14 protein-coding genes and 1 pseudogene are annotated in these 12,410 nt (G+C 68.5%); 3 read left to right on the top strand and 12 right to left on the bottom strand.

What is annotated here, in order from left to right:
- Positions 1–312: 312 nt before the first annotated feature.
- Together AC1RDS_RS09155 and AC1RDS_RS09150 are read right to left on the bottom strand one after the other, a co-directional pair.
- On the bottom strand, positions 313–537 hold the full coding sequence (locus tag AC1RDS_RS09155) for a hypothetical protein (RefSeq protein ID WP_492226849.1): 225 nt from the start codon (positions 535–537) through the stop codon (positions 313–315).
- A gap of 270 nt (positions 538–807) precedes the next feature.
- A complete protein-coding gene (locus AC1RDS_RS09150) occupies positions 808–1,113 on the bottom strand; it encodes a hypothetical protein (RefSeq protein WP_492226848.1) in 306 nt (101 codons plus the stop codon).
- A 130-nt stretch (positions 1,114–1,243) separates the two neighbouring features.
- On the opposite strand from AC1RDS_RS09150, the gene AC1RDS_RS09145 reads away from it, so the two are divergent.
- Positions 1,244–2,221, top strand: coding sequence for a Bug family tripartite tricarboxylate transporter substrate binding protein (locus tag AC1RDS_RS09145; protein ID WP_492226847.1), 978 nt, complete (start codon positions 1,244–1,246; stop codon positions 2,219–2,221).
- A gap of 34 nt (positions 2,222–2,255) precedes the next feature.
- On the opposite strand, the pseudogene AC1RDS_RS09140 reads toward AC1RDS_RS09145, so the two are convergent.
- From AC1RDS_RS09140 to AC1RDS_RS09095, 10 genes and pseudogenes are all read right to left on the bottom strand, one after another.
- Positions 2,256–2,387, bottom strand: a pseudogene (locus AC1RDS_RS09140) (acyl-CoA dehydrogenase family protein); the annotation flags it as partial.
- A 38-nt stretch (positions 2,388–2,425) separates the two neighbouring features.
- Entirely contained in the window at positions 2,426–3,346 is a 921-nt protein-coding gene (locus AC1RDS_RS09135; protein ID WP_492226846.1) for an alpha/beta fold hydrolase, read from the bottom strand.
- 4 nt (positions 3,347–3,350) lie between these two features.
- The gene (locus tag AC1RDS_RS09130; protein WP_492226845.1) at positions 3,351–4,523 is read right to left on the bottom strand and encodes a CaiB/BaiF CoA transferase family protein; all 1,173 of its coding nucleotides are present in this window, start codon (positions 4,521–4,523) and stop codon (positions 3,351–3,353) included.
- Positions 4,514–5,809 carry an acetyl-CoA hydrolase/transferase family protein gene (locus AC1RDS_RS09125; protein ID WP_492226844.1) on the bottom strand — a complete coding sequence of 432 codons (1,296 nt, stop codon included), beginning with the start codon at positions 5,807–5,809 and terminating at the stop codon, positions 4,514–4,516. Before AC1RDS_RS09125 ends, AC1RDS_RS09130 begins: the two co-directional genes overlap by 10 nt.
- 22 nt (positions 5,810–5,831) lie before the next feature.
- Entirely contained in the window at positions 5,832–6,191 is a 360-nt protein-coding gene (locus tag AC1RDS_RS09120; protein ID WP_492226843.1) for a hypothetical protein, read from the bottom strand.
- 37 nt (positions 6,192–6,228) lie between these two features.
- On the bottom strand, positions 6,229–7,203 hold the full coding sequence (locus AC1RDS_RS09115) for a Bug family tripartite tricarboxylate transporter substrate binding protein (protein WP_492226842.1): 975 nt from the start codon (positions 7,201–7,203) through the stop codon (positions 6,229–6,231).
- A 31-nt stretch (positions 7,204–7,234) separates the two neighbouring features.
- Entirely contained in the window at positions 7,235–7,750 is a 516-nt protein-coding gene (locus AC1RDS_RS09110; protein ID WP_492226841.1) for an FAS1-like dehydratase domain-containing protein, read from the bottom strand.
- Entirely contained in the window at positions 7,747–8,991 is a 1,245-nt protein-coding gene (locus tag AC1RDS_RS09105; RefSeq protein WP_492226840.1) for a CaiB/BaiF CoA transferase family protein, read from the bottom strand. Before AC1RDS_RS09105 ends, AC1RDS_RS09110 begins: the two co-directional genes overlap by 4 nt.
- Before the next feature lie 17 nt (positions 8,992–9,008).
- The gene (locus tag AC1RDS_RS09100) at positions 9,009–10,148 is read right to left on the bottom strand and encodes an acyl-CoA dehydrogenase family protein (RefSeq protein WP_492226839.1); all 1,140 of its coding nucleotides are present in this window, start codon (positions 10,146–10,148) and stop codon (positions 9,009–9,011) included.
- 27 nt (positions 10,149–10,175) lie between these two features.
- Entirely contained in the window at positions 10,176–10,622 is a 447-nt protein-coding gene (locus AC1RDS_RS09095) for a MaoC/PaaZ C-terminal domain-containing protein (RefSeq protein ID WP_492226838.1), read from the bottom strand.
- 274 nt (positions 10,623–10,896) lie between these two features.
- On the opposite strand from AC1RDS_RS09095, the gene AC1RDS_RS09090 reads away from it, so the two are divergent.
- Together AC1RDS_RS09090 and AC1RDS_RS09085 are read left to right on the top strand one after the other, a co-directional pair.
- Positions 10,897–11,391 carry an FAS1-like dehydratase domain-containing protein gene (locus AC1RDS_RS09090; protein WP_492226837.1) on the top strand — a complete coding sequence of 165 codons (495 nt, stop codon included), beginning with the start codon at positions 10,897–10,899 and terminating at the stop codon, positions 11,389–11,391.
- A 40-nt stretch (positions 11,392–11,431) separates the two neighbouring features.
- Positions 11,432–12,403, top strand: a complete 972-nt coding sequence (locus AC1RDS_RS09085) for a Bug family tripartite tricarboxylate transporter substrate binding protein (RefSeq protein ID WP_492226836.1) — start codon at positions 11,432–11,434, stop codon at positions 12,401–12,403.
- Positions 12,404–12,410 lie beyond the last annotated feature (7 nt).

Raw genomic sequence — 12,410 nt, 5'->3', positions numbered from 1 at the left:
GACGACGGTCATGATGCGCGCCGGCCGCTTGGAATGCGTCTGGATCGGATACCGAGCTTCTCGGAGATGAACTCGCAGACCGCCGGGCTGCAGCGGCGGCTGCGCGAGAGCGACTCGGTGTCAACGACGAAGCCCGCCCTACTGAACTCCCGGACGTATTTCGCGTAGTTCTTATGCAGACCCTTGCGCGTGGAGAGCCGCAACTCCGTCCGCAGCGTCGCCCACCCACTCGATGTCCATGAATTCAGCCAGTAGTCACGGAGTCCTTGCCGCACGATGAGGTGGTCGTCCACGATCGCAACCCGAATCGGCCTATTCATCGAACTTCGCGTCGTCGTAGGGCTCAATCAGGTTTTCGAGGCCGGTCTGCAGCGTGCGCCAGGTCACGCGAAGCTCTCGCAAGTCTTCTTCAGAGAATGAGCGGCCGTGGTGCGATGCGGCGCGCAGACGCCCCGCTCGGTCGATGAGCGTTGCGAGCTCCTGGGGATCGTCGAAGCCCGAGGCAAACACGCGGGAGAAATTCTCCGGGTGCGTCATGATCCGCTTGTAATGAGCGAAGTCGGCGTGGTCCAGGGGGTCGCCCCCGCGGGCCCGCCACCTTCCAAGCAGGTCCGTGCAACCACAGCGTTTCAGGCCTGTGCAGGGGTGCGTCGCGCCGACAGGAGCTTGGCGGCATTCACTCGCACCGTCCTTCCTGCACGTGGCGCAGTTCAAAGTCAGGCCATGGATCCAGCCAAGAAGGCGTCCGCTCCCTGTTCTCAGGGGCGGCACAGGACGTCTGTGAGGCCGTAACCGGCCAAGCCCTGTTCAAGCCAGTTCGCATATCCACTCCCGCGCATGCCACGCGCTGCCAGTGCGCTCCGCGCCAACGAAGCGCAGCATCTTATGGCTTACTTCTACGCTTGGGGTCATAGAGGTTCCTTGCCGTGAGAAGGCCGCCCCCACGCTGGTGAGGATGAGCGCCCGGACGCTCGCGTCGGCGTGGATGCGCTCGGTCGCGGCCTGGAAGCTGGCGACGCCGATGTTGCCGGTGAGCGAACTGCGGGCATGCGGCTTGTTCATGGTCAGCGTGACCACCGGCCCGTCTTGCGCGGAATCGATGAAGTTCGTCATCGCATCCCTGTTGGCTGCGGCAAGCGTACCTGCCCGGGGTGCGGGTTTTCCCGAACGAAATTAGGATGGTCATAACGAAATTAGCGCGCTATCATCTTCCAAGAATCGCAACCAACTCAAGGACATCGCAATGCAGCGACGCCACTTCCCCGCTCTAGTCGCACTCGTCGCGACCTGCTCGCTGGGCGTGTCCCTCCCGGCGCTCGCGCAGTCCACCTATCCCGAGAAAGCCGTGCGCGTCGTCGTGCCGTACCCGCCCGGCGGGGCCACCGATGTGTCGGCGCGGCTGCTGGCCGGCGAGATGGCGAAGCTGCTCGGGCAGGGCGTGATCGTGGAGAACAAGCCCGGCGTCGCCGGCGTCATCGGGACCGACATGGTGGCCAAGTCGCCGGCGGACGGCTACACGCTGGTGTTCGGCGGCGCGGGCAACCTCACGTTGCGGCCGATCATGGATCCGAAGCTCTCGTACAAGGTCGACAAGGACCTGCAGGCGATCAGCCACGTGGTCACCTACGACCACCTGCTGGTGGTGCGCAATGGCCTGCCGGCGCGCAACGTGCAGGAGTTCGTGCAACTGGCCAAGGACCGCAAGCTGAGCTATGCATCCTCCGGTTCGGGCGGGCCGCAGCACCTGGCGATGGAGCTGTTCAAGTCCGTGACGCGCACCGACCTCACGCACGTGCCTTACAAGGGCGAGAGTCCCGCCATGCTGGACCTGGTGGGTGAGCGCGTGGACGCGGCGATCGTCTCGACGGCTGTGGCGGCGCAGTTGATCAAGGGCGGCAAGGTGCGGGCGATTGCCGCGGCCAACCCTTACCGTTCCCGGATGTTCCCCGAGCTGCCGACGATCGCGGAAGCCGGCGTGCCCGGCTACGAGGTGGAGATCTACGGCGGCCTGCTGGCGCCGGCCCACACGCCGGCGCCGGTGATCGAGAAGCTGCAGCGCGCCGCGGTCGCTGCGATGAAGGTGCCGGCGCTGCAGCAGCAGTTCACCGAGGCGGGCCTGATTCCCATCGGCGGAACGGCCGCCGACTTCACGCGTCTCCTGAAGAGGGAGCGCGAGAAGTGGGAGCCGATCATCAAGGCGTCGGGCGCCACCCTGGAGTGAGGCGCCGCGGCCCCGCACGGCGGGGCCGCCTTCCTCAGTAGGACTTCGGCAGCCCGAGCACCTTCTCGGGGATGTTGCACAGCGCCAGGTGCGGGCTGACTGGCGCGATGCGCAGGACCATCACCTCGCGCAGGTAGCGCTCCACGTATTCCTTGGCGAAATCCATCGTTCGTCCTGCTTTCGAGTAGTCGACGTCGGCGCCGATCAGCCCGTGCGGGCGGCCTTCCAGCTGGCCAGTTGCGCCCGCAACGCCGCGACAAGGGCGAGCGGTTCGTCCAGCATGATGTGGTGCCGCGCGTTGGGGATCTCCACCAGCGGCAGCCGGCCGTCGAACTGCTCACGACTCACCTGGCGCTCCCATGCGCCGAAGCGCTCGCTCAGCCCGCCCCACATCAGGGCCACCGGGCAGCGCATGCGCAGAAGGTCGTCCACGTAGTCCAGGCGGCGCGGATGCGTGAGCGCGGCGGGGTCGAATTTCCAGCGCCAGCCGCCGGCCTCCGGCCTGATCGCCGTCTGCGCGATGTGTTCGAGGTAGAAGCCGCAGTTGACCGGCTGGTCGGGCAGCACCCTGAAGCGGCGCAGCGCACTCGCGCGGTCCGGGTAGATGCGCGGCACGGGGCTGGACTGCACGTAGGAGGAGAAGGTGGCGCCGTCCACCTCGCGCGGCGGGGAGTCGAGCACCACGAGCCCCGCCATGCGCTCGCCGTGCGCGCAGCCGGCCATGATCGCCACGTAGCCGCCCAGGCTGTGGCCGACCACCACCGGCGGCCGGCCGGGGGCTAGCGCGCCGGCGACCGCCATCACCTGCTCGGCATAGCGTTCGCGCGCGTAGCGGCCGCAATGGTTGCTGTCGCCCATGCCGCCCAGGTCCGGTGCGATCACGTGGTGGTCGGCCGCCAGCAGCGGTGCGACGAAGCGCCACCACTCCGCGCTCGCCGCGTTGCCGTGCACCAGGACCAGCGGCGGCAATGCCGCGTCGCCCCAGGCGAGGTAGTGGATGGAACTGCCGTCGATTTCCAGGAAGCCGCTGCGGTTTGGCATCGCCCGCGCCGCTTCGGCCCAGGCGGGCAGGGCGGGCGGTTCGGTGGCCGCGTCCGCGGCCGGCATCGCGTGATCTTCTCTCATGGCGTCACGAGACGGTGGCGTCGGGGCCGATGATACCGGCGGCGCGCAGCGCTTGCAGCCGCGCCGCGGGAAGGCCCCAGGCGGCGGCCGTGGCCTCGCCGCCCGCGCCGCGCGTGGGCGGCGCCGCCGCCACGGCACCTGGCGTGCGCGAGAAGCGCGGCGCAGCGGCGGGCTGGGTCACGCCGTCCTGCACGACGAAGCTGCCGCGCGCCGCGTTATGCGGGTGGCGCGGCGCCTCGTCGCGGTCCAGCACGGGCGTCACGCAGGCGTCGCAGTCCTCCAGCAGCTGGCACCATTCGCGCCGCGTGCGGGTGGCGAAGAGCTCCGCCAGCATCGCCCGGCCTTTCGGCCAAGTGGCGGGGTCGTCCAGGCGCGCCAGCGCTTCGGGCGGCAGCCCGGTGCGTTCGGCGAAGACGGCGCGGAACTTGGGTTCGATGGCGGCGAAGGCGATGTACGCGCCGTCCGCGCACGCATACGTGGCGTAGTGGGGCGCGCCGCCATCCAGCAGGTTGTGGCCGCGCGCCGCAGTATGCAGGCCCGCCGCGTACATGCCGAACATCGAGGTCATGAGCAAGGCCGCGCCTTCGACCATCGAGGCGTCGATCACCTGTCCCAGACCCGAGCGGTTGCGCTCCACCAGCGCGCAGGCAATCCCGAAGGCGAGGTTCAAGGCGCCGCCCGCAAAGTCGGCCAGCAGGTTGAGCGGGGCGGCCGGCTTCCCATCCGCCGGGCCGAGCGCGTGCAGCGCGCCCGACAGGGCGAGGTAGTTCAGGTCGTGGCCGGCCACCTCGTGCAACGGGCCGTCCTGGCCGTAGCCGGTCATGCGCCCGTACACCAGGCCGGGATGGCGGGCCATGCAGGCCTGCGGCCCCAGGCCGAGCCGCTCCATCGTGCCGGGACGGAAGCCCTCGATCAGCACGTCGGCGGCGGCCGCCAGGTCGGCCACCAGTGCGACGCCGTCCGCATGCTTCAGGTCGACTGCCAGCGATTGCTTGCCGCGATGCGACAGCTCGTAGCGGCGCGGCCGCTCGATGCCGATGTTGGCCGGCTCCAGCCGCTCCACCAGCAGCACCTGCGCGCCCATGTCGGCCAGCAGCATGCCGCACATCGGACCGGGCCCGATGCCCGCCAGTTCCACTACCCGTACGCCGGCGAGCGGCCCACCCTTCAATGCCATGCCCTCTGTCCCCATGTCGATAGTCGCCAAGCGTGGCGCAAGCTGTCGCGAAATGCCGGCGCCGCGATCGCGATCAGGCGTTCGGCGCGTTGTTCCAGCGTGGCGTGGCGCAGGTCAGCCACGCCGAACTCCGTCACCACCACGTCCACGTCGGCCCGGCCCACGGTGGCCGGGCCGTCCAGGTCGACGACGATGCGGCTGCGGCTACCGCCGTCGGCGGTGGCCGGCAGCACGGTGATGGCGCGGCCGCCGCTTGCGGACTGGCGCGCGGCATGGCAGAAATCCAGCAGCCCGCCGATTCCACCGCGCTGGCGCCCGCCCACCGCTTCGCTGTTGACCTGGCCCGTGAGGTCGACCTGCAGGGCGCCGTTGACGGCGTGCAGGCAGTGCACGCGTGCCAGCACTTCGGCGGCATGAGTCGACGTGGCGGGGAGCACTTGCACCGCGGGGTTGTCGTGGACCCAGCGATAGAGATCCGCGCTGCCGATGACCGTGTTGGTCACCGACACGCCGGCGTCCACGCCCTTGCGGGCGTTGGTGAGCGCGCCCTGCTGCACCAGCAGGGCGGCGGCGTCGCCGAACACGCCGGAGTGCAGGCCCAGGTCGCGGTGCTGCCGCAGCTGCAGGAACAGCGCATCGGGCAGGCTGCCGAAGCCGGCCTGCAGCGTCGCGCCATCGGGCACCAGGCCGGCGACGTGCCGGCCGATCGCGAGCTCCACCTCGCTGCCGGCGGCAGCCGGCAGCGCCAGCGGCGCCACTTCGGCCCGCACCCAGTGGTCGATCCGAAGGTCTTCGGGCAGTTCGGCGCCATGCGTCCAGGGCACGTCGGGGTTGAGTTCGGCGACGACCAGGCGCGCCCGCCGCGCCGCATCGACGCAGTAGTCGTGCGCGAGGCCCAGGCTGGGCCGCCGGCCGGCGGGGGCGGGCGCGAGCTGCAGCAGGACTACGTCCGCGCGCAGCTGGCCGGACCGGAACAGGGGCGCGATGCGGCTGTAGCGATCCGGCAGCACTTCCAGCAAGCCGCGGTCGGCCAGCGAGGCGTTGTGGCCGAGGGTGCCGTAGGAGAGGAAGCGCAGGCCCGCCGGCAGCGCGCCGTCGAAGGTGCGCGACATGGTCGCGCCCAGGAACACCATGGCCTCGGCCACGCCGGGTCCCTCGGCCACCAGCTTGCGCGTGAGCGTGAGCGGCTCCGCCGCGGCCTGGCCGCACACGATGTGGTCGCCTGGCCCGATCAGCCCGTGGAAGCTGAAGTCGGCGGCAGCGACGGGGGCGCCGGGGAGGGTCATGCGCAACGCCGGGGTGCGCGGTTCACGCGGGCACGGTGAGGGCCATCAGCGTGCCGAAGTCCCGCACTGCCTCCAGCCCGAACACCGCGTTGGCAAGCGCATCGGCCTGCCCGGCGGCGAGGCGGCCCTCGGCGTTGTCGCGGAACTTGGCGATCAGCTCGGCGTCCGTCATCGCGGTCGACGGGTCGGGCGATGGGCTGCACTCGGCCCCCTGCAGGCCGCCGTAGTCGATGCCGATGCGGCCCTTGGGCGAGTCGGTGGCGGCAAGCGCCGCCCCGATCGAGTCCAGCAGCAGCCGCTTGCTTTCGGCCACCACGGCCGGCGGCAGGTCCGCATAGGGCACCTGCGTGAACGCGGCCAGTTGTTCGACGAGAGTCGCCATGCTTGTCCTCACGTGCCCCGCGGGCGCGGCTGCCGGATCACTCCGGCTCGATGCCGGCGTTCTTCACCAGGCGCGCCCAGCGCGCGAGCTCCGCCCTCTGGAAGGCCGCGAGTTCGTCGCGGGTCGAGGGGATCGGCTTCCAGGCGTTCGCGCCGAAGTACTTGGCCGCGTCGGGCGTGCGCATGATGTCGGCGATCATCTTGCTCAACTTGTCCGCGATGTCGGGCGGCGTGCCCTTCGGGGCGAAGGCAGCCAGCCAGCCATTGGTCTCGTAGCCCTTCACGCCCTGTTCGGCGATGGTGGGGATCTCCTCGTAGCCGGGCATGCGCTCCCTGGTGGAGACGCCGAGTGCCTTCAGCTTGCCCGCCTTCACCAGCGGCATCACGGCCGGGGCATCGCCAAACACCATGTCGATCTGGCCGCCGACCAGGTCCGTCAGGGCTGCGGGAAGCGCCTTGTACGGTACGTGCAGCAGGTCGACGGCGGCCAGTTCGCGCAGCACCTCGCCGCCGGCGCGGGAGGAGGAGTTGCCACTGCCGAAAGTCATCTTCTTGCTCTTCGCCAAGGCGATCAGCTCCTGCACGTTGTTCGCGGGCGTGCTCGGCGCCACGACCAGCACCACGCCGCCGATGGTCACGCCGGACAGTGGCACGAAATCGGCCACCGGGTCGTAGGGCAGCTTCCTGAACAGCGCGCTGTTGGCCGCGTGCGTGGTGTTGGTGCCGATCGTGAAGGTGTAGCCGTCGGCCGGCAGACCCAGCAGGTACTGCAGGGCGATGAAGCCGTTGGCGCCGGCCCTGTTCTCCACGATCACCGGCTGCTTGTATTGGTCGGTGATCTTCTGGCCGATGTAGCGGGCCGCCTGGTCGGTGGTGGTGCCGGCCGCGAAAGGCACGACGATGCGCATCGGCCGGTTGGGGAAGCCGGCGGCGGTCTGCGCGAGCGACGCGCAAGCGGCGGCGAACAGCGCGGTGCCTGCCAGCAGGCGGCGCAAGGGGGTGCGGACGTTCACGGTTTGTCTCCTGGAGGTTGTGCGGCAGGGCTCACGCCACGGTGTGTTCGCGTCCCTTGACCATGCGCAGCGGGTTGTAGGTGGCCACGAGTTCGCCCCGCTGGTTGACGACCCGGTTGAAGGTGCGCATCAGCCCGCGCCCCGGCTTGCTCGTGGCGCGCGCCTCCACCACTTCCGCCTGCACGTGGATGGTGTCGCCGGCCATCGTGGGCTTCAGGATGCGCAGGTCGCACTCGAGGAAGGCCATGCCGGTGCGCTGCATGGTCGATTGCATCAGCAAGCCTTCGGAGATGCAGAATACGAGCGACCCGGGCGCTGGACGCGCGCCGATCCGCGACTCCGCGCGGATGTACTCCAGGTTGGTGAACATCTCCTCGACCATCCCGGTCACGCCGACGAACAGCGTGATGTCCGCCTCGGTGATGGTGCGCGCCAGCGTGCGGAAGCGCTGCCCCACCTTGACGTCGTCCCAGTGCAGGCCCATGCCCATCAGGGGTGTGGCGTCCCAGCCCGTCTGCTGGCCGGTCTCCGAAGGGGCCTTGCTCATGGTGTCTCCTTGACGAAGCCTTGCGCGATCCATTCCTCGATCTGGGCGTCGCTCGCCCCCAGCACGCGACGCAGCACGTCGCGGGTGTGCTGGCCGAGCAGCGGCGGGGCGTTCTCGTAGCGGATCGGCGTTTCCGAGAAGCGCATCGGGTTGGCCACGGAGGGGATCTCGCCGGCGCGCTTGTGCGCCAGTGTCAGCTGCATGCCGCGGGCCTTGACCTGCGGGTCGGCGAACACCCGGTCGATCGTGTTGATCGGGCCGCAGGGCACGTCCACCTCCTCCATGGCCGCCACCCATTCATCGACGGTGCGGGTGCGGGTGCGCGCTATCATCAGCGGCAGCAGGGCGTCGCGGTTGGCCACCCGCAGCGCGATGGTGGTGAACCGCGGGTCGGCCGCCTCGGCTTCCAGCCCCAGCACCTGCATGGCGCGGCGGAACTGGCCGTCGTTGCCGACGGCCAGGATGAACTGGCCGTCGCTCGCCGGGAAGTACTGGTACGGCACGATGTTGGGGTGGCCGTTGCCCATGCGGACGGGTGCCTTGCCGGTCGTGAGGTAGTTCATCGACTGGTTGACGAGCACCGCCACCTGCACGTCCAGCATCCCGATGTCCAGGTGTTGGCCGACGCCGGTGACGTCGCGGTGGCGCATCGCCGCGAGGATGCCGAGGGCGGCATACATGCCGGAGATCACGTCGGCCAAGGCGACGCCCGCGCGCTGCGGCCCGCCGCCGGGCTTGTCGTCGGGCTCGCCGGTGACGCTCATGAGACCACCCATGCCCTGGATCAGGTAGTCGTAGCCGGCGCGCTGGCTATAGGGCCCGGTCTGGCCGAAGCCGGTGATCGAGCAGTACACGAGCCGCGGCAGTTCGGCGTGCAGCGTGGCGTAGTCCAGGCCATAGCGAGCCAGGCCGCCGACCTTGAAGTTCTCCACCAGGATGTCGCAGCGTGCGGCGAGCGCTCGCACCAGTTTCTGGCCCTCGGGCGTGGCGATGTCGATGGCCACCGACTGCTTGCCGCGGTTGGCTGCCAGGAAGTAGGCGGCGTCGCCGAGCTCGCCGGAGTGCTGGTCGCGCACGAAGGGTGGGCCCATCTGGCGCGTATCGTCGCCGCCATTCGGGTGCTCGATCTTGATGACCTCGGCGCCGAGGTCGGCCAGGTTCTGGGTTGCCCAGGGGCCCGCCAGGATGCGCGTGAGGTCCAGCACGCGCACGCCGGCCAGCGGGGCTGCGGGGGGGGTCATGGACGCGGTCGGCGCGGTCACAGGCTCAGCGACTTGGCGATCAGGGTGCGCTGGATCTGCGAGGTGCCGCCGCCGATGGTGGACTGCATACCCTCGCGGAAGTAGCGCTCCATGTCCGCTTCGGGCAGCATGCTGTGGCCGCCCAGGATCTGCATGCCGTTGCGGGTGACGGTCTGCAGCGTCTCGGAGGCCATCAGCTTGGCCATCGACACCTCGCGCTGGCAGGGCTCGCCGCGCGAGGCGATGTCGGCGGCGCGGTACACCATCAGCCGCGCGGCGTCCACCGCGGTCTGCATGTCCGCCAGCATGTGGCGGATCACCTGGAAGTCGTAGATCGGCTTGTCGAACTGGATGCGGTCGTGCGCGTATTTCAGCGCATCGGTCACTGCCTGCTGCGCGTTGCCCACGTAGGCGGCCGAGACGGCGATGCGTTCGAGCTCCAGGTGGTCGGTGATGATCTTCCACCCGTCGCCCGGCTGGCCCAGCAGGTTCGCGGACGGCACCACCGCGCCGTCGGCGAAGATCTCGGTCGTGCCGGTGGCGCGGCGCGCCATGGTGGGCAGGCGGCGGATGTCCAGACCCGGCGTGTCGTTGGGCACGAGCAGCACGGTCAGGCCCTTGTGCTTGGCCGCGGCCTTGTCGCTGCGCGTGAGCATCGCGATCACCGTGTTGCGCGCGGCGGCGCCGGAGCACCACAGCTTCTGGCCGGTGATGCGCCAGCCCTCGGGCGTCTCCTCCGAGCGGGTGCGGGTGTTGGCCGCGTCGGAGCCGGCAGACGGCTCGGAGATGGAGATCGAGAAGCGGATGTCGCCCTTCATGAAGGCCGGCAGGAAGCGCTCCTGCTGCTCGCGCGTGCCGAACTTGCAGATGTTCATGGCGGTGAACGTCGACACCATGAAGGCGGTGGCGAAGTCGAAGCCGTAGCGCGCAAGGCCCTCGCACATCAGCGCGTAGTCGAAGATGCTGCCGCCGTCGCCGCCGTTCTCCTCCGGAACCAGCAGCCGCAGCCAGCCCATGCGGGCCACCTTCTCATAGGCTTCGTACGGGTAGTTGCGATGGATGTCGCACTCGCGCACGTACTCGCGCGTGATCTCGTCCTGCATCACGCGGTCGACGGTGTCTTTCCACAGTTGCTGTTCCGGCGTCAGAAAATTCATGGCTTCGCTTGTCTCCAGGATGGGGTGTCACTCGACGATGAGGCGCTCGCGGCGGATCAGCAGCGTGAACTCGCAGCTCAAGACCCGCTCCGAGCGCTGGTTCACCGCCCACAGCTGGGCGGTCACCACGCCGTGCTTGTCGCCCTTGTCGCGCATGGCGATGATTTCGCTTTCCGCGTGCAGGGTGTCGCCGATGAACGTGGGCTTGAGGAAGCGCAGCTTGTCGACGCCGTAGAACGCCTCGACGACCGAGGAGTCGAAGCCGAACAGCGCGTTGCTGATGACGAACACCAGCCCTCCCTGCACCACCCGCTGGCCGAACATGGACTGCTTGGCGAATTCGGCATTGGCGTGGATCTCCAGCCAGTTGCCGGTCAGCCCGCAGAAATTGACCACATCGGTCTCGGTGATGGTGCGGCCGCGCGAGCGGGCCCGCTGCCCGATCGCGAGTTCCCCGTACGGGAGATTCATCATCTTCGCTGTTCCTTTTCACTCACGCGCACCGCGCGGTTCGATCGATTCAAAACGAAATATAACTCGTCGAAGTGGAATTAAAGCAGCGTCGCCATGCACTGTCAAGCGCGACCCGCTCGCGAGCGGCCGTTTGGAAGTCCGCTTGACAACTTCATCCGGCCGCGCTGTAATTTCAATCTGGAAGATCTAATTTCATTTTGAAAGAGCTCGACGCGGACGAACCGCGGCAGCTGCGTGCTGTAGCGCGCCTTCTCACAACACCACGGCGGATCGAATGAAAACACCCATCCTGAAGGACAAGAACGGGCTCCAGATCATGGGGATCGGCCTCTACTGGAACGACGTCGAGGTCGGCGACCGCTTCCGCACGCTGGGCAAGACCATCACGGAAGCAGACATCGCCATGTACGTGGCCGCCGTCGGCATGGTGGAAGAGATGTTCACCAACGTCGAATACATCAAGGAGGTGTCGGTGATCGGCTCGAGGCCGGTGCCTGGCTCCCTGGTGTTCTGCACCGCGGAGGGGCTGCTGATGCAAAGCACCATGCAGCGCACCGGCATGGCCTTCCTCGAAGCCGATGTGAAGGTCCACAAGCCGACCACCGCGGGCGACACCATCCACGTCGAATGCGAAGTCGTCGAGGCGCGTGCGACCAGCAAGGCGGACCGTGGGCTGCTGCGCACCTCCAACAAGGTCGTCAACCAACGCGGCGAAGTGGTTCTCACGTACAACCCGCTGCGCATGGTGAAAACGCGGCCTTCCGCCTGAGTCACGTTCCCGTCAACCCAAAGACCAAGAAGACAAATCCATGCAATCCAAGACCCTCGCTGCCGTCGCGCTGTCCTTTGCCGCGATGCTGGGCATCGGCGGCAAGGCGTCCGCCCAGGCCGCGTATCCGACCCAGCCGCTCAAGATCGTCCTTCCCTTCGCTGCCGGGAGCCCCACGGACGCGATCCTGCGGGTGATCGTGGGCCCCCTGGCCAAGCGCCTCGGCCAATCCGTCATCGTCGACAACAAGCCGGGCGCCACCGGCCTGATCGGGACGGGGTTCGCCGCCAGGGCCGTGCCGGATGGCTACACGCTCCTGTTCGGAACCAATACGACGCAGGTGGCCAACCAGTACTTCTTCAAGAAGCTGCCTTACGACGGGGAAAAGGACTTCACCCCGGTGGCGATCGTCGGTGGCGTGCCGCACGTGCTGGTGGTCAATCCCTCCTTGCCGGTCAACACCGTGCCCGAGCTGATTGCCTACGCGCGCTCGCATCCCGGCAAGATTTCCTTCCCGTACGCCAACAGCACCACCCGCATCACGGGCAGCACGTTCCGCGTCATGACGAAGACCAACCTGGTGGAGGTTCCGTACAAGGCTTACGGCCAGGCCGTCACCGACCTTCTCGGCGGCCAGACGCAGATGATGTTCATCGATTTCACCACCGGCCTCGAGCACATCCGCGCCGGCAAGCTGAAGGCGCTGGGTGTCACGCCGGAACGCTCGGCAAAGCTGCCCGGCGTGCCCGCGATGAAGGAAGTGCTGCCCGGGTTCGAGATCGGCAACTGGAACGGCCTGTTCGCTCCGGCCGGTACGCCCAAGGCGGTGGTCGATCGCCTGAACCGTGAAATGGCCGCGGTGCTTGCCATCCCGGACGTGCAGAAGCAGATCGATGCGACCGGCTACGAACTGCTGCGCCAGATGTCGCCGGCGGAGTTCGGCAAGTTCATCGGCGCCGAGAGCGTGCATTGGGGCAAGCTGGTGAAAGCCGCGGGGGTCGAGGCGGAATGAACGACGG

The sequence above is a fragment of the Acidovorax sp. GW823-FHT02H02 genome, assembly GCF_058797075.1.
The sequence above is the reverse complement of the archived record's forward strand: the minus strand, read 5'-3'. Positions and strand labels throughout refer to the sequence as shown.

Excerpts from the sequence above, each read along its gene's own strand:
- AC1RDS_RS09155 (WP_492226849.1), bottom strand. The coding sequence starts at position 537 with ATGACGCACCCGGAGAATTTCTCCCGCGTGTTTGCCTCGGGCTTCGAC.
- AC1RDS_RS09150 (WP_492226848.1), bottom strand. The coding sequence starts at position 1,113 with ATGACGAACTTCATCGATTCCGCGCAAGACGGGCCGGTGGTCACGCTG.
- AC1RDS_RS09145 (WP_492226847.1), top strand. The coding sequence starts at position 1,244 with ATGCAGCGACGCCACTTCCCCGCTCTAGTCGCACTCGTCGCGACCTGC.
- AC1RDS_RS09135 (WP_492226846.1), bottom strand. The coding sequence starts at position 3,346 with ATGAGAGAAGATCACGCGATGCCGGCCGCGGACGCGGCCACCGAACCG.
- AC1RDS_RS09130 (WP_492226845.1), bottom strand. The coding sequence starts at position 4,523 with ATGGCATTGAAGGGTGGGCCGCTCGCCGGCGTACGGGTAGTGGAACTG.
- AC1RDS_RS09125 (WP_492226844.1), bottom strand. The coding sequence starts at position 5,809 with ATGACCCTCCCCGGCGCCCCCGTCGCTGCCGCCGACTTCAGCTTCCAC.
- AC1RDS_RS09120 (WP_492226843.1), bottom strand. The coding sequence starts at position 6,191 with ATGGCGACTCTCGTCGAACAACTGGCCGCGTTCACGCAGGTGCCCTAT.
- AC1RDS_RS09110 (WP_492226841.1), bottom strand. The coding sequence starts at position 7,750 with ATGAGCAAGGCCCCTTCGGAGACCGGCCAGCAGACGGGCTGGGACGCC.
- AC1RDS_RS09105 (WP_492226840.1), bottom strand. The coding sequence starts at position 8,991 with ATGACCCCCCCCGCAGCCCCGCTGGCCGGCGTGCGCGTGCTGGACCTC.
- AC1RDS_RS09100 (WP_492226839.1), bottom strand. The coding sequence starts at position 10,148 with ATGAATTTTCTGACGCCGGAACAGCAACTGTGGAAAGACACCGTCGAC.
- AC1RDS_RS09095 (WP_492226838.1), bottom strand. The coding sequence starts at position 10,622 with ATGATGAATCTCCCGTACGGGGAACTCGCGATCGGGCAGCGGGCCCGC.
- AC1RDS_RS09090 (WP_492226837.1), top strand. The coding sequence starts at position 10,897 with ATGAAAACACCCATCCTGAAGGACAAGAACGGGCTCCAGATCATGGGG.
- AC1RDS_RS09085 (WP_492226836.1), top strand. The coding sequence starts at position 11,432 with ATGCAATCCAAGACCCTCGCTGCCGTCGCGCTGTCCTTTGCCGCGATG.